The organism is Actinomadura sp. K4S16 (assembly GCF_008327685.1).
Taxonomy (GTDB): Bacteria; Actinomycetota; Actinomycetes; order Streptosporangiales; family Streptosporangiaceae; genus Spirillospora.
Genome location: NZ_BDDE01000012.1, coordinates 178,535 through 203,076, shown reverse-complemented (window position 1 = coordinate 203,076; position 24,542 = coordinate 178,535). Strand labels below are relative to the sequence as shown.

23 protein-coding genes are annotated in these 24,542 nt (G+C 72.0%); 6 read left to right on the top strand and 17 right to left on the bottom strand.

Translation table 11 applies throughout. The annotated features are described in order from the left end of the window. Positions 1-51: 51 nt before the first annotated feature. Positions 52-633 (bottom strand): TetR/AcrR family transcriptional regulator, encoded by a 582-nt coding sequence (locus tag K4S16_RS12350; RefSeq protein WP_149259054.1) that lies wholly within the window; start codon positions 631-633, stop codon positions 52-54. An 86-nt stretch (positions 634-719) separates the two neighbouring features. Between K4S16_RS12350 and K4S16_RS12345 the strand changes: the two genes are divergently transcribed. Beyond that, positions 720-1,118, top strand: coding sequence for a nuclear transport factor 2 family protein (locus tag K4S16_RS12345; RefSeq protein WP_149259053.1), 399 nt, complete (start codon positions 720-722; stop codon positions 1,116-1,118). Positions 1,119-1,198: 80 nt separating this feature from the next. Here K4S16_RS12345 and K4S16_RS12340 read toward each other — a convergent pair whose 3' ends face one another. Further along, positions 1,199-1,657: an Lrp/AsnC family transcriptional regulator gene (locus K4S16_RS12340; protein WP_149259052.1), complete on the bottom strand. Its 459-nt coding sequence runs from the start codon at positions 1,655-1,657 to the stop codon at positions 1,199-1,201. A gap of 122 nt (positions 1,658-1,779) precedes the next feature. On the opposite strand from K4S16_RS12340, the gene K4S16_RS12335 reads away from it, so the two are divergent. Next, positions 1,780-2,415 carry a hypothetical protein gene (locus tag K4S16_RS12335; protein ID WP_149259051.1) on the top strand — a complete coding sequence of 212 codons (636 nt, stop codon included), beginning with the start codon at positions 1,780-1,782 and terminating at the stop codon, positions 2,413-2,415. Here K4S16_RS12335 and K4S16_RS12330 read toward each other — a convergent pair. The 11 genes from K4S16_RS12330 to K4S16_RS12280 form a co-directional block, all read right to left on the bottom strand. Further along, the gene (locus tag K4S16_RS12330; protein WP_235036747.1) at positions 2,409-2,864 is read right to left on the bottom strand and encodes a hypothetical protein; all 456 of its coding nucleotides are present in this window, start codon (positions 2,862-2,864) and stop codon (positions 2,409-2,411) included. The two genes, K4S16_RS12335 and K4S16_RS12330, sit on opposite strands and share 7 nt — an antisense overlap. A gap of 77 nt (positions 2,865-2,941) precedes the next feature. Continuing rightward, positions 2,942-3,391: a TIGR03618 family F420-dependent PPOX class oxidoreductase gene (locus tag K4S16_RS12325; protein WP_149259049.1), complete on the bottom strand. Its 450-nt coding sequence runs from the start codon at positions 3,389-3,391 to the stop codon at positions 2,942-2,944. 156 nt (positions 3,392-3,547) lie between these two features. Then, a complete protein-coding gene (locus tag K4S16_RS12320; RefSeq protein ID WP_149259048.1) occupies positions 3,548-5,401 on the bottom strand; it encodes a Xaa-Pro dipeptidyl-peptidase in 1,854 nt (617 codons plus the stop codon). 90 nt (positions 5,402-5,491) lie between these two features. Beyond that, a complete protein-coding gene (locus K4S16_RS12315) occupies positions 5,492-6,766 on the bottom strand; it encodes a thymidine phosphorylase (RefSeq protein WP_149259047.1) in 1,275 nt (424 codons plus the stop codon). Between the two features lie 99 nt (positions 6,767-6,865). Further along, positions 6,866-7,270, bottom strand: a complete 405-nt coding sequence (locus K4S16_RS12310; RefSeq protein ID WP_149259046.1) for a cytidine deaminase — start codon at positions 7,268-7,270, stop codon at positions 6,866-6,868. Positions 7,271-7,275: 5 nt separating this feature from the next. Continuing rightward, positions 7,276-8,634 carry an ABC transporter permease gene (locus tag K4S16_RS12305; RefSeq protein ID WP_149259045.1) on the bottom strand — a complete coding sequence of 453 codons (1,359 nt, stop codon included), beginning with the start codon at positions 8,632-8,634 and terminating at the stop codon, positions 7,276-7,278. Further along, positions 8,631-9,923 carry an ABC transporter permease gene (locus tag K4S16_RS12300; RefSeq protein ID WP_235036745.1) on the bottom strand — a complete coding sequence of 431 codons (1,293 nt, stop codon included), beginning with the start codon at positions 9,921-9,923 and terminating at the stop codon, positions 8,631-8,633. Before K4S16_RS12300 ends, K4S16_RS12305 begins: the two co-directional genes overlap by 4 nt. Beyond that, on the bottom strand, positions 9,920-11,458 hold the full coding sequence (locus tag K4S16_RS12295; RefSeq protein WP_149259044.1) for an ABC transporter ATP-binding protein: 1,539 nt from the start codon (positions 11,456-11,458) through the stop codon (positions 9,920-9,922). The genes K4S16_RS12300 and K4S16_RS12295 overlap by 4 nt, the downstream gene beginning before the upstream one ends. Before the next feature lie 168 nt (positions 11,459-11,626). Next, positions 11,627-12,685, bottom strand: coding sequence for a BMP family protein (locus K4S16_RS12290; protein WP_149259043.1), 1,059 nt, complete (start codon positions 12,683-12,685; stop codon positions 11,627-11,629). Between the two features lie 271 nt (positions 12,686-12,956). Further along, positions 12,957-14,444, bottom strand: coding sequence for an amidohydrolase (locus tag K4S16_RS12285; protein WP_375708330.1), 1,488 nt, complete (start codon positions 14,442-14,444; stop codon positions 12,957-12,959). A 289-nt stretch (positions 14,445-14,733) separates the two neighbouring features. Further along, on the bottom strand, positions 14,734-15,900 hold the full coding sequence (locus tag K4S16_RS12280; RefSeq protein WP_149259042.1) for a glutamate--cysteine ligase: 1,167 nt from the start codon (positions 15,898-15,900) through the stop codon (positions 14,734-14,736). A 537-nt stretch (positions 15,901-16,437) separates the two neighbouring features. On the opposite strand from K4S16_RS12280, the gene K4S16_RS12275 reads away from it, so the two are divergent. Together K4S16_RS12275 and K4S16_RS12270 are read left to right on the top strand one after the other, a co-directional pair. Continuing rightward, on the top strand, positions 16,438-17,706 hold the full coding sequence (locus tag K4S16_RS12275) for a D-alanyl-D-alanine carboxypeptidase family protein (protein WP_235036744.1): 1,269 nt from the start codon (positions 16,438-16,440) through the stop codon (positions 17,704-17,706). Between the two features lie 126 nt (positions 17,707-17,832). Beyond that, positions 17,833-18,303 carry a nuclear transport factor 2 family protein gene (locus tag K4S16_RS12270; protein WP_149259040.1) on the top strand — a complete coding sequence of 157 codons (471 nt, stop codon included), beginning with the start codon at positions 17,833-17,835 and terminating at the stop codon, positions 18,301-18,303. Between the two features lie 31 nt (positions 18,304-18,334). On the opposite strand, the gene K4S16_RS12265 is transcribed toward K4S16_RS12270, so the two are convergent. The 4 genes from K4S16_RS12265 to K4S16_RS12250 form a co-directional block, all read right to left on the bottom strand. Beyond that, entirely contained in the window at positions 18,335-19,348 is a 1,014-nt protein-coding gene (locus K4S16_RS12265; protein WP_149259039.1) for a YihY/virulence factor BrkB family protein, read from the bottom strand. 107 nt (positions 19,349-19,455) lie between these two features. Then, positions 19,456-20,103: a 2'-5' RNA ligase family protein gene (locus K4S16_RS12260; protein WP_235036743.1), complete on the bottom strand. Its 648-nt coding sequence runs from the start codon at positions 20,101-20,103 to the stop codon at positions 19,456-19,458. Next, positions 20,093-21,169 (bottom strand): tryptophan--tRNA ligase, encoded by a 1,077-nt coding sequence (trpS, locus tag K4S16_RS12255; RefSeq protein ID WP_149259540.1) that lies wholly within the window; start codon positions 21,167-21,169, stop codon positions 20,093-20,095. Before trpS ends, K4S16_RS12260 begins: the two co-directional genes overlap by 11 nt. A gap of 18 nt (positions 21,170-21,187) precedes the next feature. Beyond that, the gene (locus tag K4S16_RS12250; protein ID WP_149259038.1) at positions 21,188-22,237 is read right to left on the bottom strand and encodes a hemolysin family protein; all 1,050 of its coding nucleotides are present in this window, start codon (positions 22,235-22,237) and stop codon (positions 21,188-21,190) included. Positions 22,238-22,378: 141 nt separating this feature from the next. On the opposite strand from K4S16_RS12250, the gene galE reads away from it, so the two are divergent. Beyond that, complete coding sequence (gene galE / locus K4S16_RS12245) at positions 22,379-23,332, top strand: UDP-glucose 4-epimerase GalE (RefSeq protein ID WP_149259037.1); 954 nt, start codon at positions 22,379-22,381, stop codon at positions 23,330-23,332. Continuing rightward, complete coding sequence (galK, locus tag K4S16_RS12240; protein ID WP_149259539.1) at positions 23,329-24,492, top strand: galactokinase; 1,164 nt, start codon at positions 23,329-23,331, stop codon at positions 24,490-24,492. Before galE ends, galK begins: the two co-directional genes overlap by 4 nt. Positions 24,493-24,542 lie beyond the last annotated feature (50 nt).

The window sequence follows — 24,542 nt, the reverse complement described above, 5'->3', positions numbered from 1 at the left end:
GGAAAAGTTGGCATGAAAGCCGTCACACCGCATCCCGCCTCGCCGAGGCGTTCAGGAGGCGCCGAGGAGCCGCAGGAGGCTGGTGCGCAGCGCGTCGCCGGCGGACGTGCCGTCCATCCGTCCGGCCTGCCGCTCCTCGCTCGCGGCATGGGCGAGCGTGATCGTGGCCGCGACCAGCCAGCCGACCGGGAGCCGATCGTCGAACTCGCCGTCCCGCCGCCCCCGCTCGATCACCTGCCTGATCCGGTCGGCGACGGGCGCGTGCCGGTCGCGGTCGGCCTCCGGCCCGACGGGCACCGTGCTGATCCGCCGCGTCAGGACGGGGTGGCGCTCGGCCTCCCGGGCGGCGGCGTCGAGCAGGCGCACCAGCGCGTCCGCGGCCGGACCCGCGTCGAGATCGGCTGCGTCCATGGCGGCGGCGGTCCTGTCGGTGAGCCGCTCGGCGACCGCCAGCAGCAGCTTCTCCCGCGAGGGGAAGTGGGCGTAGACCGTCTGGCGGGTCACGCCGGCCGCGACCGCGACCGCCCCGAGACCGGCGTCGGGCTCGGCGTCGAGCACCCGCGTCGCGGCATCCAGGATGGCCTCCCTGCTGCGGCGGGCGTCGGCTCGGCGGTTGCGGGCCGAAGGCGGCATTACCTCTTACACCTTGTCAAAGTTACATCCCGGCTCATATCTTACAGAGCGTCAAAGATCGTACCGGCTCTACCGACAGGGGTCCCATGCGTCCACTCAGCGAGACCGAACCCGGACGGTTCATCGCCGACTTCTACACCTCCTTCACCGCCGACCTGCTGGCCGGTGACGAGGACGCGGCGCTGATCGTCGACCGCTACCACACCCCGGACATCGTCCAGCTCGCCGACGGGATCCGGATCGACCGCGACAAGCTCATCGCGCACACCCGGCCCGTCCGCAAGAACCGGCCCACCAGCCGGGTGGAGGTGCACGAGGCCGTCGCGGACGGCGACCGCCTCGCCGCCCGCTACACCCTGCACGTGTCCCAGCGCGGCAAGGACCTGGCCATCGAGGTCTACTTCTTCGGCCGCTTCGCGCCCGACGGCCGGATGCGTCAGGCCCATATGGCCACCCGCACCGCGCCCGCGGGCGACGCCCCCTGAGCCCGCGGCGAGGATCACAGCGGGCAGCGGCGCCTGCGGCCGGCGACGGTGAGGAGCCGGCCGGGGGCCCGACCGGCTCCCTACGGCGAGAGCGGCAGCGGCCGGTCGTCGACGATGCGCTTCATCACGATGGTGGAGGTCAGGCGCCGCACGCCGGGCAGCGTGGCGAGCGTCTCGTCGCGGATGGCGGCGTAGCCGTCGAGATCGGGGGCCAGGACGCGCAGGAGGTAGTCCGGATCACCGAACAGCCGCTCGGCGTGGCGTATGTGCCGGACGCCGGCGAGGGCTTCCTCGAACTCGATGATCGTGGCGGCGTCCTCGCGGTCCATCGTGACGGCGACCAGCACCTCCAGACCGAACCCGACGGCCGCCGGGTCGACCAGCGCCCGGTACCCCGTGATGACCTTCGCCCGCTCCAGCTCGCGCAGGCGCCGGTGGCACGGCGCGGGGCTGAGCCGCACCCGCTGGGCCAGTTCGGTGACGGTCAGCCTCCCCTCGCCCTGGAGCTCAGCAAGGATCTTTCGATCAGTTCCGTCCATGAGCATGATCCTTCCATTAGATCCCGCATTTCGGCCATTAATAGCAACAAAGCTGCGCCAGAATTGATCTACTCTTCCCCCAAAGGGCGGAAAGGGGCCCGCGACCGGAGGGGTGGTTCCTCATGAGCGGAGCAGCGGACTGGCTGCCGATCGCGGCGGCGGTCTTCGGGGTGCCCCAGTTCCTGCCGCAGCTGGCCCGGGTCCTGCGAGCCGGGGACACGGCCGGGGTCTCCTGGTCGTGGGCGGCCCTGACCAGCGTCGGCAACGCCGGATGGATCATCTACTTCACGCTGTCGGAGTTCTGGACCGCACTGGTGCCGGCGGTCTCGGCGACCGTGCTCGCCGGCGCGCTCGCGCTCCTGCTCGGCCGCCGGAACGGCGTCCCCCGCCGTCCCGCCGCGATCGTCGCCGCGTGGACGGCCCTGATCCTCCTCGCGTGGGCGGCGACCGGCCGCGCCGGAATCGGCGCGGTCCTGACCACCTCGTTCGTGCTCCAGGTCGCCCCCTCGGTGTGGACCGCCTACCGCACGCCCCGGCCGACCGGGATCTCCCGGGGCACATGGCTGCTCATCCTGGGCGAGTTGCTCTGCTTCGGTCTCTACGGGCTCCACCAGGGCGACCCGCGCCTGATCGCCCTCGGCTGGACGGGCGTCGCCGCCGGCCTCCTCATGCTCGGCCGCGCCCAGTACGCCGCGGCCGCCTCCGCCCGGCTCCGGCGGCGCCGCTTCCACCGCGGGGAGGCGTCCGCCCCTCAGTGATCGGCGGGGGCCATGTTCCAGGTGCGCGGGAGTTCGGCGTCGCAGAGGGCGCAGAAGAAGTGGGCGTCCTTGACCAGGTTGCGTTCCCGGCACTCGGGGCAGCGGCGGAAGACCATCGGGTCGGTGAAGCGGCCCGGATGGTCCAGTCCGGCCCGGTCGAGCGCACCGCCGACGGCGGGCCAGGAATCCGGATCGGGGCAGTAGCCGGTCGACTGGTTGCTGGCTCCCTCCACCGACCACCGGCCGCCGTGTTCGGCGAAGGTGATCTCACCGGCGCTCAGGACGGGCATGCCTCCCGCGCAGACGACGTGCTCGCTGCGCCGGTGAGAGAGGCGCAGGAAGCCGTCCAGGTCGACGACGAAGGTGAACGGCTCGGCCGACTCGTCCTCGTCGCACGCGGCGAGCCAGGTGGCGAGATCGTCCGGGGACGCGATCCGCCGTCCTTCCATGCCTGGTCGTACCGTTGCGAGGAACTCGGGCGGGCCCACGTAGGAGTACCGGCGCGGCCGCCCGCCGCCGGGCGCCGTCAGGTCTGCGGGTTGGTGTAGACACGGCGCGGCGTGATGAGCACGGCGGCGCGCCGCTCCCCAGCCATCACCCGGTCGTAGTCGTCCCAGTCGTCGTGAGTGCCGCCGGCGGCGAGGAAGACCTCCCGCAGCAGCAGGCGAAGCGCTTCACCGTCGACCCCCGGACGCGGGTCGTCGGGGCCGATGAGCTCGGCGTCTCCCTCGACGGCCGCCCATCGCCAGCCCGCCCGGACGACGATCGTGACCCGGGGGTCCGCACGCAGGTGGGCCAGCTTGCGCGAGCCTCCGGTGGCGACGAGCCCGACGACCCGGTCTCCCCGTACCGGATGGTCCAGCACGCCGGCGTTGACCACCGACGACTGGATGCTGCCATCGCCCCGCAAGGTGCTGACCACGCACAAGCCGTGATCGAGCGGCACCAGCTCGGCGAAGGCGGATAGGTCTGCCATGGCCGGTCGCCTCCCTCCGTCTGGTCGAATCATCTCAGACGCCGGACGCACGGGCTCGCAATGGCGAGCACCCGGAACGCCGATTCGGCGTTCCGGGCGCTGCCCTTCAACAGTCGCCCACGAGACGCGCGGGCACGGGGCGATGCCGTGCCCGGGTCAGCCGTTGGTGAGGGGGAGGGTCAGGGTGCTGCCGTCCAGGTCGACCTTGACCTTGGTCCCCGCCGGGTAGCGGAGCGTGTAGGCGTGGTCGGTGGCCAGCACCATGAGGCCGATCCGGTGGCCGGGCTTGAAGACGTAGTCGTACGGCTGCATGGGCCAGCTGAACGTGTACTCCTTGCCGGCCTTCACCGGGGTGCTCCGCCAGATCGACTCGCGGTTGCGGACGTCCGTCCAGCCGCGCGTCACGATCTTGAACGGGGTGACGGCGGTGGTGTACTTCCGGACGGGGCGGCAGCCCTCGTCACCCGGGATGGAATCCCCGTAGCACCAGGTGTCGGATGTCCGGACGAAGCCGGAGACGCGCTCGTCTGAGCCGTAGTCGACCAGGAGGGCCGACAGGTAGGGCGAGCGGCCGTCGACGGAGGCGCGCAGCTTGATCCGCGCCGTGCCGCTGAGCTTCATGGCCTTGGTCAGCTTCGGCGTGAGATAGATCAGGCGGTTGGGGTCCGCCGCGTCCGGGTCCGCGGCCAGGTCCTCGGCCTTGCGGGACGGGTCGTCCACCAGCTGCTGGGTGCCGTGGCCGCGCCGGCCGAGGCCCTTCGCCGACAGGCCGAGGGGAACGGGACGGGCCGAGGCGTCCGGCCAGTCCTTGTGCGTCTCCCACTGGCCCGGTGTGCGCTCAAGGTCGACCTTGGGCTGGCGCATGATGTCGTTCCGGACGTTGTAGAGCTCATGCGCGAACCACAGGTTCAGCGTTTCGAGCCACACGCTCTGGCGGACGTCCAGGGGCTCGTCGTGCGCGGCCTGGTGGATCCAGAGCTTCCGGTCGACGCCGGCCTTCTTCAGCCCGTCCCACAGGAGGGACATCTGGATCGGCTTGACGTTCCAGTCTGCGAGGCCGCTGGTCATGAACACGCTGGCCTTGAACCGGGGCGCGGACTTGGCGAAGTTCCGCTCGTCCCAGGTCCGGTTGTAGTCACCGGTGACCCGGTCCATCTTCTTCTCGAGGTCGTGCATGACGGGCGCGCACACCGCGAGGTCGTGGCGGGTCAGCACGGCCTTGGCGTGCAGGTCGAGGTCCTCGCCCTCCCAGCCGTCCGGCGCGACGACGCCGCCGTTGGCGCGGTACTCGTCGTACCAGTTGGACACGCCGGAGATGGACACGACCGTCTTGAGGCCGGGCACGCGGGTCGCGGCGGTCGCGAGGGGCAGCGTGCCGTCGTAGGACTTGCCGGCCATGGCGACGTTCCCGGTCGACCAGCCGGCGTCGACCTTGTTGCCCTGGGCGTCGTACGCGGTCGCCTTGCCGGTGAGCCACTCGATGACCGACTTCATGCCCTGCGTCTCGTTCGGGCCGACGGCGGTCGGGCAGCCGTCGGAGTCGCCCGTGCCGAGGGTGTCGGCGGCGAGGACGGCGTAGCCGCGGGAGACGAAGTAGTTGTCGTAGTAGACGCGCGAGTAGCTCGTCGGGCCGGGCGGGCCGGGCGGGGGCGTCCACGGCGCGAGGCGCGGGTAGTCGGTCACGTCGGCCGGGTGGTACGGCGGGTCCTGCGTGCCGGCGTAGTAGGGGCTGCCCTCGAGGATGGAGGCGACCTTGAGGCCGCCGCTCGTCTCCTTGGGGCGCGTGACGTAGACGGAGACGCGGTCGCGTTTGCCGTCCCGGTCGCTGTCCACGGTCGTCTCGACGAACACCTTCTCGCGGATGGCGTCCTTGAACGAGAACGTGGGCTGCGTCTTGCCGTCCTTCACCACGATGTGGGGACGTCCCGCGTCGGCGTACGCGGGCACCATGCCGGCCACGAGGCCGACCGCGCCCGCGAGCGCCGCTACGGGCAGGAGTGAGAGTCGCAACGTCCGCTCCTTGGCTGCTGAGAGAAACCTGATCAGCTTCCAGAGCGGACACAACGCCCGTCAACGGTGATTATTAACAAACTGGTCGGTTCACGCGATCCGGTCGATGACCAGGGGGTGCGCGGAGACGGCGCCGCCTGCCTCGATGTCGAAGGCGCCGTCCAGCGCCTCCAGCGCGCGGCCGAACCTGGCCTCGTCGTCGGCGTGCAGCGTCAGCAGCGGCCGCCCCTCCTCGACCGTGTCGCCCGGCTTGGCGTGGCAGATGACGCCAGCGCCGAACGACACCGGGTCCTCCTTGCGGGCCCGGCCGGCGCCGAGACGCCAGGCCGCCACCCCGACCCCGTAGGCGTCGAGCCTGGTCAGGACGCCCGAGGACGGCGCCGTGACCACGTGGGTCTCGCGGGCGGTCGGCAGCGGCGCGTCGGGGTCGCCGCCCTGCGCGGTGATCATCCGGCGCCAGACGTCCATGGCGGAGCCGTCGCGCAGCGCGTCGGCCGGGTCCTTGCCCGAGATCCCGGCGGCGTCGAGCATCTCCCGCGCCAGCGTCAGGGTCAGCTCGACCACGTCGGACGGGCCTCCCCCGGCGAGCACCTCGACCGACTCGGCCACCTCGACGGCGTTGCCGACCGCGTTGCCGAGCGGACGGTCCATGGCGGTCAGCAGGGCGACCGTGCGCAGCCCGTGGTCGGAGCCGATCGCGACCATCGTCTCGGCCAGCTCGCGGGCGTTGCCGACCGTCTTCATGAACGCGCCCGAGCCGACCTTGACGTCCAGCACCAGCGCGCCCGTGCCCTCGGCGATCTTCTTGGACATGATCGAGGAGGCGATCAGCGGGATCGACTCCACCGTGCCGGTCACGTCGCGCAGCGCGTAGAGCTTGCGGTCGGCCGGCGCCAGGCCGCTGCCCGCCGCGCAGATGACCGCGCCCGCCGAGCGCAGCACGTCCAGCATCTCCGCGTTCGACAGCGACGCCCGCCAGCCCGGGATCGACTCCAGCTTGTCGAGCGTCCCGCCGGTGTGGCCGAGGCCCCGCCCCGACAGCTGCGGGACGGCCGCGCCGCACGCCGCCACCAGCGGCGCCAGCGGCAGGGTGATCTTGTCGCCGACGCCGCCGGTGGAGTGCTTGTCGGTGGTCGGACGGTCCAGCGCCGACCAGTCCATCCGCTCGCCGGAGCGGATCATGGCCTCGGTCCAGCGGGCCACCTCGGCCCGCGACATGCCGTTGAGCAGGATCGCCATCGCCAGCGCCGACATCTGCTCCTCGGCGATCGCGCCCCGGGTGTAGGCGTCGACCGCCCAGTCGATCTGCTCGGGGGTCAGCGTCCCGCCGTCCCGCTTGGCGCGGATGACATCGATGGCGTCCACGAGATCCTCTCTGTGCCGGTCAGACTGAGTCGGTCTGGCTGGGGTGTGCGGCCGGCCGGCGGGGTGCGCCGACCGGCGTTGTCGAGCGGGACGTGCCGGTCAGGCCCGGTCCACGAGGTCGTCGGGACCGAACGCGTCCGGCAGGACGTCCGACATGGGCAGGATGCCGCGCGTCGTCTCCAGCAGCATCGGGGCGCCGCCGTGCTCCCACAGCAACTGCCGGCAGCGCCCGCACGGCATCAGCGGGTTCCCGTGCCGGTCGACCACCGCCATGGCGACCAGCCGGGGCCGCTCCGACTTGCCGGGCCCGTGCAGCGCCGACACGACGGAGCACTCCGCGCACAGGCCGACGCCGTACGAGGCGTTCTCCACGTTGCACCCCGTGATGATCCGGCCGTCGTCCACCAGCGCGGCGGCCCCGACCGGAAACCCGGAGTACGGGCAGTAAGCACGAGCCATCGCCTCCCGCGCGGCAACGCGCAGAGCAGGCCAATCAATCTCCATAGGGGTTATCGTGCCTCACCACGCCTGTACCTGAGCCCGTTGGCGGCGGGCATGCGGAGGCGCTGGCTGGCCAGGGCCAGGACGAGCAGCGTCGTCAGGTGCGGCGTGAAGGAGACCAGCTCGCCGGGGACGATGTCGCTCAGCAGGAACCATGTGAGCAGCGCGGCGGCCGTGACCAGGGACAGCACGGAGCCGATCACGGCGCCCCGCATGTCGCGGCGGTGCGCCGCGTCCAGCGCCGCCTGCGGGAGCAGGCGGTTCGCGCGCACGCCCTGCCAGACGGCCACGCCGATCAGCAGGATGGCCACGAACAGCAGGAGCGCGTGCACCGACTCGCCGCCGCCGCGCACGTTCATCGCGTCGGTGTAGCCGAACAGCAGCGAGCCGGCGGCGAGGCCGCCCGGACGCCAGTTGCCGAAGATCATCGCGGCGAGGCCGATGAACCCGCGGCCGTTGGTCTGGCCGTCCTGGTAGATCGGCGCGGCGACGGTGACGAGGAAAGCGCCCGCCAGGCCCGCGAAACCGCCCGAGATCATGGTGGCCGCGTACTTCATCCGGTAGACCTGCACGCCGAGCGACTCGGCCGCGTACGGGTCCTCGCCGCACGAGCGGATCCGCAGCCCGAACGCCGTCCGCCACAGCACGAAGAAGCTGGCCGGGAGGAGCAGCAGCGCCACGAGCGTCAGCAGCGACATGTCGCTGGTCAGGCCGCGCACGATGCCCGCGAGGTCCGACACCAGGAACCAGTGGTGCTTCTCCAGCGAGCCGAGCCAGTTGGGGCTCTGCCAGCCGCCGATCTTGCCTCCGGACAGCACCGGCAGCGTCAGCGTCTGGATCGGATCGACGGGCGGCGACTGGCGGGGGCCGCCGCCGAGCGCCTTCGCCTCCCCCTTGTCGAAGATCAGACCGGCGAGGAACTGGGTGAGCCCCAGGCCGAGGATGTTGATCGCGACACCGGACACGATGTGGTCGACGCCGAACGACACGGTCGCGATCGCGTGCAGCAGCCCGCCGAGCGCACCGCCGATGATCCCGGCGAGGACGCCGATCCACGGGCCCCACTGGTAGCCGGCCCACGCGCCCGTCCAGGTGCCGAGGATCATCATGCCCTCGAGACCGATGTTGATCACGCCGGACCGCTCGGACCACAGCCCGCCGAGCCCGGCCAGGAAGATCGGCACGGCGAGGCGCAGCGCGGCGCTGACCGTCCCGCTGGAGGTCACCGGGTCGGCGTCGTCGATCACCCGGACCAGCGACAGCAGCACCAGCAGGCCGGACGCGATGAGCAGGTAGTGCGGCCAGCGCAGCCGCCGCTTGCCGTTCACGGCCTTCCTGGCGGTGGCCGTCTCGGTCGCGGTGCTCATGAGGCACTCCCAGCGGCCTCGCGGGCCAGGTCGTGGCCGGTGGCCAGCTCGGCGGCGACGGCCCGCTGCTGCAGCCGGATCTCCCAGCGCCGGACGAGCTCGTACACGATGACGACGGTCAGCACGACCACGCCCTGCATGACCCCGACGATCTCCTTCGGGACGTCGACCTCCTGGAGGATGTCGGAGGTCTGGTCGAGGAACGCGAACAGCAGCGCGGCGAGCGCGATGCCGGCCGGGTGGTTGCGGCCGAGCAGCGCGACCGTGATGCCGGTGAAACCGAGGCCGGGCGGGAAGTTCAGCGAGTACTCGTAGGACGCGCCTAGCAGCTCCGGCATGCCGATCAGGCCCGCCACCACACCGGACGCGACCATCGTGTAGACGATCATGCGGCGGGCGTTGACGCCGCTGGCCTGCGCGGCCGACGGCGAAAGCCCCGACACCTTCAGGTCGAACCCGAACCTGGTGTGGTTGATGACGATCCAGAACACGACGCCGACCAGGATCGCCAGCGGAAGCAGCCCGTACACGTCGCCGGGCAGGTCGATGCCGATCGAGGACAGGAAGCCGTTCAGGCCGCCGACCCGCCCCGACTCGGGGATCTTCGCCGTCGCGACGTTGTTGCTGCCCGGCCGCGCCTCGGCGAGCCGCTTGTCGTTCAGCAGGTAGGCGATCAGGCCGGTCGCGATCGCGTTCAGCATGATCGTGGACAGCACCTCGCTGACCCCGCGGGTCACCTTCAGCACGCCCGCGATCGCCGCCCACAGCCCGCCGACCACCATCGCCGCGATGATCGTCAGCATCTGGCCGAACGGCGCGGGAAGCGCCACCGCGCCGCCGAGCGCGGCGGCGAGGAACGCTGCCATCCGGTACTGGCCGTCGACGCCGATGTTCAGCAGCGCCATCCGGAACCCGATCGCCACGGCCACGGCTGACAGGTAGTAGCGGGCGGCGCGGTTGATGATGTCGACGATCGAGTTGTCGGTCGTGCCGTAGTCGACCATGCTCTGGATCGAGCTGACCGGGTCGGCGCCGGTGATCCGCAGCAGGATCATCGTGATGCCGAGGGAGATCAGCAGTGCCAGCACCGGCGCGCCGATCTTCAGACCGAGGCCGCGCGGGCCGAGGCCGCGCAGCATCGCCTTCCACGACGGCACCGTCTCCGGCTCCACCGGCCCGGACGGCTTCGCGGCCGACGGCCCGGGCTCGGGAGCGTCGCCCTTCCGCGGCGCGGGAACGCCGGCGGGCTCCTCGCCCGCCGGGTCCAGGTCCTTGCGCTCGTCGCTCATGCGGGCGCTCCCGCGCCGGTCATGGCGGAGCCGAGCTCCTCGGGGGTGACGGTCCGCGGATCGACCTCCGCGACCAGCCGCCCCCGCAGGATCACGTGCAGGGTGTCGGACATACCGATGAGTTCCTCAAGATCGGCGCTGATCAGCAGCACGGCCAGCCCGTCCGCGCGGGCCTGCCGCAGGTGCTCCCAGATGGCGGCCTGGGCGCCGACGTCGATGCCACGCGTCGGATGCGCTGCGATGAGCAGGTGCGGGTCGCCGGACATCTCCCGCCCGACGATGAGCTTCTGCTGGTTGCCGCCCGAGAGCGCGGCGGCGGGCACGTCGATCCCCGGCGTCCGCACGTCGTAGGCCTGGACGATCCGGGTGGTGTCGCGGCGTGCGCCGCGCCGGTCGACCCACGGGCCGCGCACGTTCGGGCGCTGGGTCTGGTGGCCCAGCATGCGGTTCTCCCAGAGCGTCCCCTCCAGGATGAGCCCGTGCCGGTGCCGGTCCTCGGGGATGTAGGCGATGCCCGCCTCGCGGCGCCGCCGCGTCGCCCAGTGGGTGATGTCGTCGCCGCCGTAGCCGATGGTCCCGGCGTCGGCGCCCCGGATCCCCATGATCGCCTCGATGAGCTCGGTCTGCCCGTTGCCCTCGACGCCGGCCAGCCCGACGATCTCGCCGCGGCGGATGCGCAGCGACACGTCGTCCACGACGGGACGACCCTCGGGGGTCAGGACGGTGAGCCCGGCGACGTCAAGCTGGACGTCCTCGGTGACGGTCGACTCGCGCAGCTCGGGGGTGGGCAGCTCGGACCCGACCATCAGCTCGGCCAGCCGCCGGGACGTCACCTCCCGCGGGTCGAGCCTGGTCGCGACCGTCGTGCCGCGCCGGATCACCGAGATCGAGTCGGCGACGGTCAGCACCTCGTCCAGCTTGTGGGAGATGAACAGCACGGTCAGGCCCTCGGCGCGCAGCTCCCGCAGGTTGCCGAACAGCTCCTCGACCTCGTGCGGGACGAGCACCGCGGTCGGCTCGTCGAGGATGAGCACGCGGGCGCCGCGGTAGAGCACCTTGAGGATCTCCACGCGCTGCCGTTCGCCGACGCCGAGCGTCTCGACCAGCACGTCCGGGTCGACGCGCAGCCCGTACGCCTGCGACATCTCCTTGATCTTCGCGCGGGCGGCGGCGAAGTCGATGCGGCCGCGCCGCCGGCCCTTGGCGCGGGGCTCGGCGCCGAGGATCACGTTCTCGAGGACGGTGAGGTTGTCGGCCAGCTTGAAGTGCTGGTGCACCATGCCGACGCCGCGGGCGATCGCGTCCGCCGGCGTCCGGAAGGAGACCTGCTCGCCGTCGACCTCGACGGTGCCCTCGTCCGGCCGCTGCATCCCGTAGAGGATCTTCATCAGCGTGGACTTGCCGGCGCCGTTCTCACCGCAGAGCGCGTGCACCTCGCCGCGCTCGATGGTGAGGTTGATGTCGCGGTTGGCCACCACTCCGGGGAACCGCTTGGTGATCGATGTCAGCCGCACGGCCGGCACCTGGTCAGGCACGAGTGCCCCTCCTCCTGCCTAGAACGTGAAGAAGACGTGGACCGGGGGACGTGCCGCCGCACCGGGCGCCACCCGTGGAGGTGGCGCCCGGTGCGCGGTTCCGGCCGGACGAGGCCGGTCCGGCACGTCGCCGTACGGGAGGGATCCCCCCGTGCCCGGGCCTCGGCGTCAGGCCTTGGTCGGAACCGTGATCTTGCCGCTGATGATGTCGGCCTTCAGCTCGTCCAGCTTGGCCTTGATGTCGTCGACGTGGCCCCCGGAGGTGGCGTAGCCGATGCCGTCGTTGCTGAGGTTGTACTGCGTGGTGCCGGCCTTGAACGTGCCCTTGGCGACGCTCTCGACGAAGTCGTACACCGCGACGTCCACGTGCTTCTCCATGGAGGTGAGGATCTGGTCCTTCACCCCGGCGACCGCGGGCTGGTTGTACTGGTCGGAGTCGACCCCGATCGCCCACTTCTTGGCCGCGCCGACGGTCTTGATGACGCCGATGCCCGCGCCGCCCGCCGCGTGGTAGATCACGTCGGCGTTCTGGTCGAGCTGACCCTTGGCCGCCTCGTTGCCGAGACCGGCGTCCTTGAAGCCGTTGAAGTTCGGGGGCTGCGTGAGGTACTTGGCCGGCAGCACCTTGATGCCCGGCTTGGCCTTCTTCGCACCCGCCTGGTACCCGGCGAAGAACTTGTTGATCAGCGGGACGTTGACGCCGCCGATGAACCCGATCGTGCCGGTCTTGGACTTCAGCGCGGCCGCGGCGCCGACCAGGTAGGACCCCTGCTCCTCGGAGAAGCAGGCGCCGCTGACGTTGGCGCCCTCGACCTTGCACTGGTCGGCGTCGACGACGAGGAACTTGGTGTTCGGGAAGTCCTTGGCGACCTTGTTGATCGAGGCCGTGTAGGCGAAGCCGACGCCGATCACCGGGTTGTAGCCCTTGTTGGCCAGCAGGCGCAGGCGCGACTCCTTGTCGGAGTCCGGCTCGTCCGGCTTGGCGGAGATCTCCTCGGTCTTGACGTCCAGGTCCTTCTTGGCCTTGTCGAGGCCCGCGGCGGCCGAGTCGTTGAAGGACTGGTCACCCCGGCCGCCGATGTCGAAGGCCAGGCCGATCTTGAGGGTCTTCTTGCCGCCCTCGTCCCCGCCGCTGCTCTCGGCCTTCTTGCCACCGCACGCGGAAGCGCTGAGCGTCAGGGCCGCACCCGTCACGGTGACGAGCGTCATCTTCAGTCCACGGCGCAAGGTAGCGCTCCTTCCGTCCCACCCACGGTCTGGTGACCCGGTCCGGTCACCGAAATCGATCGGACGCTACCTCGCGATTGACCGCAAACTTCCCGCTTGCACGGTTTCGCAACAGGTCCGTTACCAATGCGTAGGCATATCGCCACAGGTCAGCGCGCCCATGGGCGGCGCTGACCGGCACGCGGAGCCCTCGTGCGCGGGGTACCCGGAGATCGGAAGGGGCGAGCCGCTTGATCACCCACGGTGATGACCGCAGCCCGACCGGCGGGGGCTAGGCCAGCGCGGCCCCCTCGATCGACTCGGCGTCGCCGGGACGTCCGCCGTCCCACAGCGCGGTCAGCGCGGTGGCGCTCAGGACCTTCATGCCGACGGCGATGCACCGCTCGTCGACGTCGAAGTCGCCGCGGTGCAGGTCGTACTCGCCGGGCGAGCCCGGGGTGCGGACGCCGAGCCGGGCGAGGGCGCCCGGGATCGACTCCAGGTACCAGCCGAAGTCCTCGCCGCCGAGGCTCTGCGGGGTCGGCACGACGCCGTCCTCGTCCATGACCTGGGCGGCGGCGTCGCGGAACATCTGCACGCTGGCCGCCTCGTTCACGGTCGGCGGGACGCCCCGGACGTACTCCAGCGACGCCTCCACGTCGTAGGCGGCTGCGACCGACTGGAGCAGCGCCTTCATCATCTCCGGGGCCCGGTGCCACGCCTCGTCGTCCAGGCAGCGGACGGTGCCCTCGGCGATCCCGTCGTCGGGGATGGCGTTGGCGACGGAGCCGGCCGACACGCGCCCCCACACCAGCGACAGGCTGGAGCGCGGGTCGACGCGCCGCGACAGCGCGGACGGCAGCTCGGTCACGATCTTGGCGAGCGCGTAGACCAGGTCGGCGGTCAGGTGCGGCCGGGCGGTGTGCCCGCCGGGCCCGGTGACCTTCACGTAGACCTTGTCGCAGGCGGCGGTGATCGGACCGGTGCGCAGGCCGAGCTGGCCGACCTCGATGCGGGGGTCGCAGTGCAGCGCGAACGCGCGGTCGACGCCCGCGATACCGCCCGCGGCCATCACGTCGAGCGCGCCGCCCGGCGTCTCCTCGGCGGGCTGGAACAGCAGCCGGACCCGGCCGGGCAGCAGCCCCGCCTCCGCCTGCTGGGCCAGGAACAGGCCCGCGCCCAGCACCATCGCGGTGTGCACGTCGTGCCCGCACGCGTGTGCGACGCCGGGGACGGTCGACCGGTAGGCGACGCCCTCCTTCTCGTCCTGGAGCGGGAGCGCGTCGATGTCGGCCCGCAGCGCCACGGTCGTGCCGTCGGCGGGGCCGATGTCGCAGAACAGCCCGGTGCCCTTAGGCAGGATCACCGGCTCCAGCCCGGCCGCGCGGAGCCGCTCGGCGAGCCTGCGGGTCGTGCGGTGCTCGGAGTAGCCGAGCTCGGGGTGCATGTGCAGGTCGCGGCGGAACGCGATCAGCTCCGCCTCGTGCGCGGCGAGGAACGCGTCGAGCTGCGGTTGCAGCACGGCCCCGCCGAGCACCGCCGGGACGCCGGCCACCGCGGGGACGCCGGTCGCCGCGTGGGCGCCGGCCGCCGCGGCGGAGGCGTCCTGCCGCCGCACGGCTCCCTCGGAGCCGAGAGCCTCGGGCACGCCGGGCGCCAGCCCGTTCGCGCCGGCGGCGCCGGAGGCGGCGCCCAGGTCCGCACGGCCCTCGGGACCGTCCGGCCCCGGGGCGGTGGGTGGTTCAAGGCCGGGCATCACCCCGGGTCCCGGATGTGTCATGTGCGCCCCCTGCGCGACGGCGGAGCCGAACGGCGCCCGCCGGGTGATGTTCTTGGAAACCGTGTCCTGCTCAGCGGCCGTGTCGTTCTTCGCGGCCGTGTCGTTCTTCGCGGCCGTGTCGTTCTCTGAAACCGCGTCGTCCTTCGAAGTGTCGTCCGTCGAGGACAGGTCGTTCTTCGAGGGCGTTTCGTGCTTCGAAGCCGCGGCGTGCTTGGAAGTCGCGGCGTCGTGCGCGGCGGGTGCGGTCGCGGGGTCGGTGCGCGCGGGGTCCCCGGTGCGGTCCGGTCCCTCAGGCTCCGGCATGTGCGACCTCCCCCAGTGTGACGAACCTGTCCTCCGCGAGCTCGGCGATCGCCGCGTCGACGACGTTCTCCAGGGTCCCGCCGGCGGCGCGGATCGCGCGCTGGCGCTCGTACGGGGCCCCGTACTCCAGCACCTCGCCGGCGACCTTGAGCTCCTCGGCGCAGCCGAGCCGGTCGGCGACCGGCTCCAGCTCCCTGATCAGCTCGTAGAGGTCGTCGCGGAGCGGAGCGGTGTTCCCAGTGTCGTCGGTGATGACGATCGCGTCGAGCCCGTACCTCGTGGCGCGCCACTTGTTGTCGCGCACCACCCAGGCGGCCGGCCGCGGCAGGGTGTACCCGCGGTCCAGCTGCTGCTCGAACAGCGTGACGAGGCTCTGGCACAGAGCGGCGGCCATGCCCACCTCACGCAGCGTGGGGATCCCGTCGAACATCCTGATCTCGACGGTGCCGAAGTCGGGATGCGGCCGGATGTCCCACCAGACCTCTTTGATGCTCCTTATCGTTCCGGAACGCATCAACGTGTCCATGTAATCCTCGAAGGCCGCCCAGTCGTCTAGAAGGTGGGGCGGCCCGGCCGTGGGCATCTGGCCGAACACGACCGCCCGGCAGGACGCGAGGCCGGTGTCGCTGCCGCTCCAGAACGGGCTGGAGGCGGTGAGCGCGAGGAAGTGCGGAAGGTAGGACGAGAGCGCGTTGACGATGGGGATGACCTTGGCGCCGTCGGAGATGCCGACGTGGACGTGAACGCCGAACGTCTGGATGCGCCGGGCCAGCCACTGCATCTCCTCGACGAGCTTCGCGTAGCGCCCCATGGGCGCCATCACGGCCTCCCGCCAGTCGCTGATCGGGTGGGTGCCCGTGCAGGCCAGCGCGAGGCCGCGGTCGGCCGCGGCGGCGCGCAGGGCGGCGAGGGTGCCGGAGAGGTCGGCCTTGGCCTCTCCCACGGTGCCGCTGATCCCGGTCACGACCTCGACCGTGGACTCCATCAGCTCGTGCCGGACGCGGGGGATGTCGCCGTCCTCGCTGAGCGACGGCAGGGCGGCGAGCACCTCGCGTGCGTCCTGCCGCAGGTGCCTGGTCTCCGCATCGACGAGTTGGATCTCCCACTCGACGCCCAGCGTCGCCCCGTGCGATGCGTTGAAGTCAATGGCCACGGCCAACCTCCGTCCACAATCCTTGCAGGTCGTTGCGTGGCACGTGGCGCAATTCAGCCAGCGGGTCCCTAAGCCTGGACAAACGCCGGTCCAGGTCACGTGTTCGTTCCATGATGGCGTCCGTGCCCGCCCCCTGCCGGGCGTCCTGCCCTTTGCGGATCAATTGACTCATGCGGACGGTCGCCGGCGGGCGGAGGTCCTACTTTTCGGTCATCGATCTTGGTGTGCGCACCACTAGATCGAACTAGTCAGCCCGTCCAAAATACCGTCGGCCCGTCTGAAAATCCTGTCGATGACGGATCGTAACCGATCCAAGGTGTCCCATACGTAACGTTATGGGACGGCTGCGTCGTACGTCCTGTCTGTCACTTGCGTCACATCCGTCGCGTCGGTCGCATCCGTCCCTCGCTTGCCGGTTTCGTGATCGGGTACCTCTTCGCCGGATAGGTCGCCTAGTCTTCGGGGGGAGTCATGGGCGTTGGGCGCCTGCGCGCCGGGAGCGATCGCGTTCCCACGGGATTGAGGAGCGTCGGGAGCTTGTCACGACAGCGACGAGGGCCGGCCGGCGTCCGCCGCGCCCTGACGGTCATCACCGTGCCGGTCACGGCCGCCTCGCTCGCGGCGGCCCCCGCCTTCGCGGCCGCCCCCGCCGGCGTACGCGCCGGGAGGACGCCCGCCGAGGGACCGCCGGCCGCGGCCCCAACCGCGGCGCCGGCCGGCGAGACGGTCGGCGGGCCCCGGCTCGCGAGCCGGGGGATCATCGCGAACACGGCACCGGGCGTCCCCGCCCCGCCGAAGATCAAGGCGGCCTCGTACCTGATCGCGGACGCCGACACCGGCCAGGTCCTCGCCGCCAAGGACCCGCACGGGCACTACCTGCCCGCCAGCACCCTCAAGACCCTCACCGCGCTGACGCTGGTCCCCGAACTGGACCCGAACCGGCTCGTCCGGCCGTCCCAGAAGGCGTGCGACACCGAGGGCACCAAGGTCGGCCTGACGCCGAAGATGCAGTACAAGGTCTCCGACCTGTTCCACGCGCTGCTGATGATGTCCGCCAACGACGCGGCGGTCACGCTGTCGGAGGCCGCCGGCGGGATGCGCAGGACCCTCGCCGACATGAACGCCGAGGCCAGGCGGATCAACGCGCGCGACACGCTCGCCGGGTCCCCGAACGGGCTGGACAAGGACCTCGGGCTGGACGTCCGGACGCAGCACACCTCGGCCTACGACCTCGCGCTCATCCTGCGCGAGGGGATGAAGAACCCCGAGTACCGCGCCTACATGCAGGCGATCGACTTCCAGTTCCCGGCGCCCCCGACGAAGAAGGAGCGCAAGAAGGGCAAGAAGGTCGGCGGGTACCCGATCCACACGCACAACCACATGCTCCCGGGCGAGCGGCTGGCCTACCCCGGGATGCTCGGCGGCAAGAACGGCTACACGATCGCCGCCCAGCAGACGTTCGTCGCCGAGGCGCGCCGCGGCGGCCACACGATCGTGATCTCGCTGATGCGGGCGGACATGCCGCCGTCGGCCTACGCGGCCAAGCTGCTGAACTGGGGCTTCGCGGCCCGCGGCAAGGTGCAGCCGGTGGGCGCCCTCGTGCCGCCCGGCGACCTCGAGAAGACCCGCAAGGACGGCGGCTCGGGCGTGCTGCCCGACGCGCCCCTCGCCTCCGACGACTCCTCGCGCATGTGGCTGCTGGTCGGCGGCGGCGCGGTGGGCGCCCTGCTCGCGATCACGGCGCTGTTCGTGGTGCTGCGCCGCAGGCGGCGGCTGGAGGCGGCCCGCTACCGCAGCGGCCGGTAAAGCTTCTCCCACCCCTTCCCACGGCGCTGGCACCCCCTGGCCAGGAGGCATACGCTCGCGGTGGCGCCGGTGATCTCGTCACCGCCGCGGGACGGCGGAACGGCGCCTCGGGGGAGGAAACGCGCCATGTCCGACTTGCACGTCCCCGTGCCCGGCGCACCCGCCCCCTCACCGGCACCACCGGGCTTCGACGAGCATCCGAACGTGACGCTGCTGAAGGACGGCTACACGGCCTTCGCCAAGGGCGACATGGACCTCATCCGCGGGCTCCTGGCCGACGACGTCGTGCACCGCGTCCCGGGGCGCGGGCCCATCTGCGGCGTGTACCGGACGCCCGAGGAGGTCCTGGGCTTCTACGTCCGGCTGTTCGAGCTGTCCGGCGGGACGTTCCGCGCCGAGCCCTACTCGATCATGGCCAACGACGAGTACGGCGCGGCCCTCGTGCAGACCTGCGCCGAGCGTCCCGGACAGGTCCTGGACGGCCGTTCGGTCGACCTGTTCCGCATCCGGGACGGGAAGATCACCGAGATCCGGACCCTGGCCGAGGACCAGTACGCCGACGACGCCTTCTGGTCCCGCACGACCGTCCCGTCCTGACGCCGCCGTCACTGACGCGGCCGCGGGCTCTCTACGCCTGGACCGGCTTCTGGGCCTGGACCGGCTTCTCGCCGGCGCGTTCCTGGAGCTCCTCGACCTCCGCGAGGTCGGCGCTGTTCTCCGGGTTAGTGGCGTCCGCGGCGAGGATGACGCGGCGCGTCGCCGTCCAGGCGGCGACGAACAGCGCGAACCGGGTCGCGATGTTGATCCACACCATCAGCCCGACGAGCACGGCGAACGTGCCGTAGACGGGGTTCTGCGTCGTCCGCCCGATCAGGAACGCCGCGATCTGCTTGAGGATCTCGAAGCCGACCGCGCCGAACAGCGCGCCCCGGATGATCCGCCGCCAGGGCGCCCGGGTGCCCGACAGCCGGGAGAACAGCGCCAGGAAGACCACGGTGTCGAAGAAGATCGCGCAGGTCAGCGACAGCAGCCGCAGCCCGGTGCCGGCGCCGGGGACGTCCTCCAGCCCGAGCCACCCGAGGACGGTGTGGGTGGCGGACGTCGTGACCGTCGTGACCGCCATGCCGCAGACCAGGATCAGACCGAGGAACGCCAGCACGGCGCCGTCCCACAGCCGCTTCAGGAAGAAGTTGCCGCCGCCGCCCGGCTCGTTGCCCCAGATGTCGCGCAGGGACTCGCGCAGCACCTGCACCCAGCCGATCCCGGTGACCAGCAGCGCGACCAGGCCGAGGACGCCGACGGCGGTCTTCGACTGGGCGATCTGCTCGACGTCCAGCTGGCCGGCGAGCCCCGGCAGCTGCGAGTTGATCGCCCGGACGAAGTAGTCGCGGGCCTCGTCGCTGACCCCGACGAGATAGCCGAGCAGCGCGTACGCCAGCGCCATCAGCGGGAAGAACGACAGGAACGCGTAGCTGGTGAGGGCGGCGGCGAGCCGGTCGCCGCGGCGCTCCTGGTACCGCTCGAACGCGCGCACCAGGTGGTCGAACCCCCGCGAGCGCTCCCGGAAACGGCGCAGCGCGGCCTTCCCGTCGCCGAACAGGGACTCGCTCCGCCGCTGGACCCTGCCGATCACCTGCCGCATGCACGCAACGTACCCAACCGGGGCCACTCGATGCCGCAGACGGTAATCGATCGGTCAACGCAGCGTCTTCCGCCACATCAGGCGGGCAAAGCGCCGCCCGCCCCGGTTCACGCGGGCGGGGAGCCGCCTCGGGAACCACCCGGCGACGGCACGGCGCCGTCCCCGAAGATGAAGTCGCACTGCGGGCGCCACACGCCGTCCTGCCCGTGCTCGTACAGGGAGAAGCCCCACGCCTCGAAGTCGGCGCCGTAGCCGGCGAGATCCTTGAACGCCTGGTCCATGACGCTGTCGGAGAGGTGGTGGGCGATGGTGACGTGCGGGTGGTACGGGAACGGCAGCGGCCGGGCGAGCGGCCCCGACAGGACCTTCGCCTGTACCCGCTCGCACCCGCCGATCCCTTCGGCGAGCGCCACGAACACGACCGGTGACACCGGCCGGAACGTTCCGCTGCCGCGCAGCCTGATCGGGAACGGGCTCTCGGTGCTCGCGACGCCGCGCAGGTGCTCCTCGACGGCGTCGAGGTCGGAGTCACGGATCTCGGTCGGCGGCAGCAGCGTGATGTGCGCCGGGATCGAGTAGGCGAGCGGATCGCCGAACGAGGCGCGCCGGGCCTGGAGGAACGCGCCGTGCGGGTCGGGGATCGGGATGGCCACGCCGATCATGCGCGTGCCGCCGGCGGGGATCACACCGCCGCCGGCGGAGGGCGCCTCCCCGGGGCCCTCCGCGGCGTCGGGAGCGGGACCGTCAGCGACCACGTCCCACGAATCCCACCCGTTCGCGCACGGTCTCCATCGTCGCGGTGGCGACCCTGGAGGCGCGCTCGGCGCCGAGGGCGAGCACCTGGTCGAGCCGCTCCTCGTCGTCCAGCAGCTTGAGGGTGCGCTCCCTGATCGGGGTGAACGTGTCGAGGACGACCTGTGCGAGGTCCTTCTTGAACTGCCCGTACCCGGAGCCCGCGTAGCGGGCCTCGAGGTCCGGGATCGAGGTCCCCTCCAGCGCGGAGAAGATCCGCAGGAGGTTGGTGACGCCGGCCTTCTTCTCCTCGTCGTAGACGACCTCGGTGCCGGTGTCGGTGACCGCGCGCATGATCTTCTTGCGCATCGGGCCGGGCTCCTCCAGCACGTCGATGATGCCCTGCGGCGAGGACGCCGACTTGCTCATCTTGGCGTCCGGCTCCTGCAGGTCGGTGATCTTCGCGGCGCCCGCGGGGATGTGCGCCTCGGGCGGCACGAACGTCTCGCCGAAGCGGTGGTTGAACCGCTGCGCGAGGGTGCGGGTCAGCTCCAGGTGCTGCCGCTGGTCCTCGCCGACGGGGACGCGCAGCGCCCGGTCGCCCTCGACGGTGGGGTCGGGCGAGTAGAGCAGGATGTCGGCGGCCTGCAGGACCGGGTAGGTGAACAGGCCGACGGTCGTCCCGCTCGTGCCCTGCTTGGACGACTTGTCCTTGAACTGGGTCATCCGCTGGGCCTCGCCGAACCCGGTCAGGCAGCCGAGCACCCAGGCCAGTTCGGCGTGCTCGGGGACGTGGCTCTGCACGAACACCGTGGCGCGCTCGGGGTCCAGGCCCATCGCGAGGAGCTGGGCGACGGCGACCTTGGTGCGGCGGCGCAGCAGCGCGGGGTCGTGCTCGACGGTGATCGCGTGCAGGTCGACCACGCAGTAGAAGGCGTCATGGGTGTCCTGCATCGAGACCCACTGCCGGAGCGCCCCCAGGTAGTTGCCGAGGTGGAACGAGTCGGCGGTGGGCTGGATGCCGGACAGCACGCGCGGCGGTGCCGCGGCCGTTCCGGCGGACGCTTCGGGGCTGGGCGCTTCGGGCATGTGCACGGACCGATTCTCTCAGGTGTCACCGGAGGTTTCGCCGCCGGCGGCCTGCCGGGTGCCGGAGCCGGCGGCGGCGTCGCCGATCACCGTCCGCGGGGTCGCGGACGGCGTGCCGGGCGGCACCGGTAGGGCCTGCGGCGTCGCCCGCGGCATGACGCGCACGCGCGCCACCCGCCGGCCCTCCATCCGGGCCACCGCGAGCCGGCGCCCGCCGGCCTCCACCGAGTCGCCCTCGGCGGGCACCCGGCGCAGCACCGCCATGATGTGCCCGGCGACCGTCTCGTACGGCCCGGCCGGCAGCCGGATGCCGGTCTCGGCGGCGAAGTCGTCCAGGTTGAGCAGGCCGTCGACCTCGACCACCCCGCCGTGCAGGCGCCGTGCCTGCGCGTCCTGTACATCATATTCGTCGCGGATGTCACCGATGAGTTCCTCCACGAGGTCCTCCAGCGTGACGATGCCGGCGACGCCGCCGTACTCGTCCATGACGATCGCCAGGTGGCAGCCTTCGCGGCGCATCTCCGACAGCGCCGGGAGCACCCGCTTCGAGGCCGGCAGGAACTTCACCGGCCGCACCAGCTCCCCCACCGAACCCGCGCCCCGCACCCCCGAAGCCTCCCCACCGGGCAGGACGGGAGCGTCGGGGAGCGTCGGCAGGACGGGGGCCAGCAGGTCGCGGATGTGCACGAAGCCGATCACCTCGTCGTGCGAGTCGCGGCAGACGGGGAAGCGCGAGTGCGGGGTGGCCGCGGCGATCCGCGCGGCGGCGGTCAGCGGGAGCGAGGCGTCCAGGAACTCCACCTCGGTGCGCGGGACGAGGACCTCGCGCAGCGGCCGCTCCCCCGCCGCGAACACCTCCCCGATCAGCGCCCGCTCGTCGGCGGTGAGCTGGGTGTTCTGCGCCACCAGCACCCGCATCCGCTCCGCGGTGATCTCCTCGCGGAGCGCGCCCGGGTCGCCGCCCGAGAGCCGCACGACGAGCTGGGTGGAACTCGACAGCAGCCACACGAGAGGGCGGGCGAGCGCGCCCGCGGGCCCCACGGGCGGCCGGGACGGCGTCCGGTCCATGGGTTCAGCCTTCCCCGTTCGGCGTTCCGGATAGCCTGGGCGGACCCCATAGCCTGGACGCACCAGCCTGGACGGCCCCCGCCGTCCGGATCGTCCCTGATCGTCGTGAACCAGCCGGAGTCTCGTCGTGGAGGTCCGTCAGTGAAGCTGCTCGTCACCGGAGGCGCCGGCTATGTCGGCAGCGTCGTCTCCGCTCTGCTCCTGGAGGCGGGGCACGAGGTCGTCGTGCTCGATGACCTGTCCACCGGGCACGAGGACGCGGTGCCCGACGGCGCCCGGCTGGTGCGCGGCACGATGCGCGACACGGCGGCGGAGGTGCTCGGCGGCGCCGGGTTCGACGCCGTGCTGCACTTCGCGGCCAAGTCGCTCGTCGGGGAGTCCGTCCAGAAGCCGGGCCTGTACTGGGACAAGAACCTCGGCGAGTCCCTCGCCCTGCTGGAGGCGATGCGCGTCGCGGGCGTCCCCCGCATCGTGTTCTCCTCGACCGCCGCGACCTACGGCGAGCCGGAGTCGGCGCCGATCCTGGAGACCGACCCGACCCGACCGACCAACCCCTACGGGGCGTCCAAGCTCGCGATCGACACGGCGCTCGCCGAGTACGCGCGGCTGCACGGCGTCGGCGGGGTGTCGCTGCGGTACTTCAACGTCGCCGGCGCCTACGGGCGGCTCGGCGAGCGGCACGCGGTCGAGACCCACCTGATCCCGAACGTGCTGAAGATCGCGCAGGGGAACGGCCAGACCGTGAAGATGTTCGGCGACGACTACCCGACGCCGGACGGCACCTGCGTCCGCGACTACATCCACGTGACCGACCTCGGCCGCGCCCACCTGCTCGCGCTGGAGGCCTGCGAGCCGGGCCGCCACGAGATCTTCAACCTGGGCAGCGGCACCGGCAGCTCCGTCCGCGAGGTCGTCGAGGTCTGCCGCGAGGTCACCGGCCGCGACATCCCGACCGAGGTGGCGCCGCGCCGCGCCGGCGACCCCGCCGTGCTGGTCGCCTCGTCGGAGAAGATCCAGACGCGGCTCGGGTGGAAGCCCGAGCGCGACCTGCGCACCATGGTCGACGACGCGTGGACGTTCCTGCGCTCCCGATGACCGAGACCCCGAGGACCGAGACGCTGAGCGCGAGCTTCGCCGAGGCGTTCGGGCGGGCCCCCGAGGGCGTGTGGCGCGCCCCCGGACGGGTCAACCTGATCGGCGAGCACACCGACTACAACGACGGCTTCGTCCTGCCGTTCGCGCTTCCGCGCGGCGTCTCGGTCGCCGCCGCCCGCCGCGACGACGGCGTGGTTGAGGTGCGGTCGCTGCAGGCCGCCACCGCCGTCACCGCGCCCGTGGAAGGCGGAACGGTCGCCTCCGAGCACTGGCCCGCCGACCGGCAGTGGGCCGCCTACCCGGTCGGCGTCGCGCGCGTGCTGCGCGAGCACGGGACGGGCGGCGCGTCCCTGCTGGTCGACTCCGACCTCCCGCAGGGCGCGGGCCTCTCCTCGTCCGCGGCCCTGGAGTGCGCGACCGCGCTGGCCCTGTGCGACCTGCACGGCGTCGAGATCGACCGGCCCGCCCTGGCCCGGCTCGCGCAGCGCGCCGAGAACGAGCAGGTCGGCATGCCGTGCGGCCTCATGGACCAGTCGGCCTCGCTGCTGTGCACGCCCGGCCACGCGCTGATGCTCGACTGCCGCAGCGGGCTGTCGTCGCAGGTCCCGTTCGACCCGGCGGCCTCGGGCATGGTCCTGCTGGTGGTCGACACGCGGGCCTCGCACGCGCTGACCGGCGGCGACTACGGCCGCCGCCGCGCGGAGTGCGAGGAGGCCGCGTCCCTCCTCGGCGTTGACGCCCTGCGCGACGTCAAGGACCTCGCCGCCGCCCTCGCGTCGCTGCGCGACCCCGTCCTGCGGCGCCGCGTCCAGCACGTCGTGACCGAGAACCACCGCGTCGAGGCCGCCGTGGGGCTGCTGCGCGCCGGGGCCCTCCCGGAGCTCGGCGCCATGCTGAACGCCTCGCACCTGTCCCTGTGCGACCAGTTCGAGATCTCCTGGCCCGAGGCCGACGCCACCGTCGACGCCGCGCTGCGCGCGGGCGCCCGGGGCGGCCGCATGGTGGGCGGCGGCTTCGGCGGCTCCGTCATCGTCCTCGCCCCCGCCGCACGGGCCCCGAAGGTCCGCGACGCGATCACCGACGCCTACACCAGGCGCGGCTGGACGCCCCCCGACTTCCTGGAGGCCGCCCCTTCCCAGGGCGCCCACCGCGTCGCCTGACCAAGGAGCCTGATCAAGGAGCCTGACCAAGGAGCCTGGCCAGGCAGCCG

Excerpts from the sequence above, each read along its gene's own strand:
- K4S16_RS12350 (WP_149259054.1), bottom strand. The coding sequence starts at position 633 with ATGCCGCCTTCGGCCCGCAACCGCCGAGCCGACGCCCGCCGCAGCAGG.
- K4S16_RS12345 (WP_149259053.1), top strand. The coding sequence starts at position 720 with ATGCGTCCACTCAGCGAGACCGAACCCGGACGGTTCATCGCCGACTTC.
- K4S16_RS12340 (WP_149259052.1), bottom strand. The coding sequence starts at position 1,657 with ATGGACGGAACTGATCGAAAGATCCTTGCTGAGCTCCAGGGCGAGGGG.
- K4S16_RS12335 (WP_149259051.1), top strand. The coding sequence starts at position 1,780 with ATGAGCGGAGCAGCGGACTGGCTGCCGATCGCGGCGGCGGTCTTCGGG.
- K4S16_RS12330 (WP_235036747.1), bottom strand. The coding sequence starts at position 2,864 with ATGGAAGGACGGCGGATCGCGTCCCCGGACGATCTCGCCACCTGGCTC.
- K4S16_RS12325 (WP_149259049.1), bottom strand. The coding sequence starts at position 3,391 with ATGGCAGACCTATCCGCCTTCGCCGAGCTGGTGCCGCTCGATCACGGC.
- K4S16_RS12310 (WP_149259046.1), bottom strand. The coding sequence starts at position 7,270 with ATGGAGATTGATTGGCCTGCTCTGCGCGTTGCCGCGCGGGAGGCGATG.
- K4S16_RS12305 (WP_149259045.1), bottom strand. The coding sequence starts at position 8,634 with ATGAGCACCGCGACCGAGACGGCCACCGCCAGGAAGGCCGTGAACGGC.
- K4S16_RS12300 (WP_235036745.1), bottom strand. The coding sequence starts at position 9,923 with ATGAGCGACGAGCGCAAGGACCTGGACCCGGCGGGCGAGGAGCCCGCC.
- K4S16_RS12285 (WP_375708330.1), bottom strand. The coding sequence starts at position 14,444 with ATGACACATCCGGGACCCGGGGTGATGCCCGGCCTTGAACCACCCACC.
- K4S16_RS12270 (WP_149259040.1), top strand. The coding sequence starts at position 17,833 with ATGTCCGACTTGCACGTCCCCGTGCCCGGCGCACCCGCCCCCTCACCG.
- K4S16_RS12265 (WP_149259039.1), bottom strand. The coding sequence starts at position 19,348 with ATGCGGCAGGTGATCGGCAGGGTCCAGCGGCGGAGCGAGTCCCTGTTC.
- trpS (WP_149259540.1), bottom strand. The coding sequence starts at position 21,169 with ATGCCCGAAGCGCCCAGCCCCGAAGCGTCCGCCGGAACGGCCGCGGCA.
- K4S16_RS12250 (WP_149259038.1), bottom strand. The coding sequence starts at position 22,237 with ATGGACCGGACGCCGTCCCGGCCGCCCGTGGGGCCCGCGGGCGCGCTC.
- galK (WP_149259539.1), top strand. The coding sequence starts at position 23,329 with ATGACCGAGACCCCGAGGACCGAGACGCTGAGCGCGAGCTTCGCCGAG.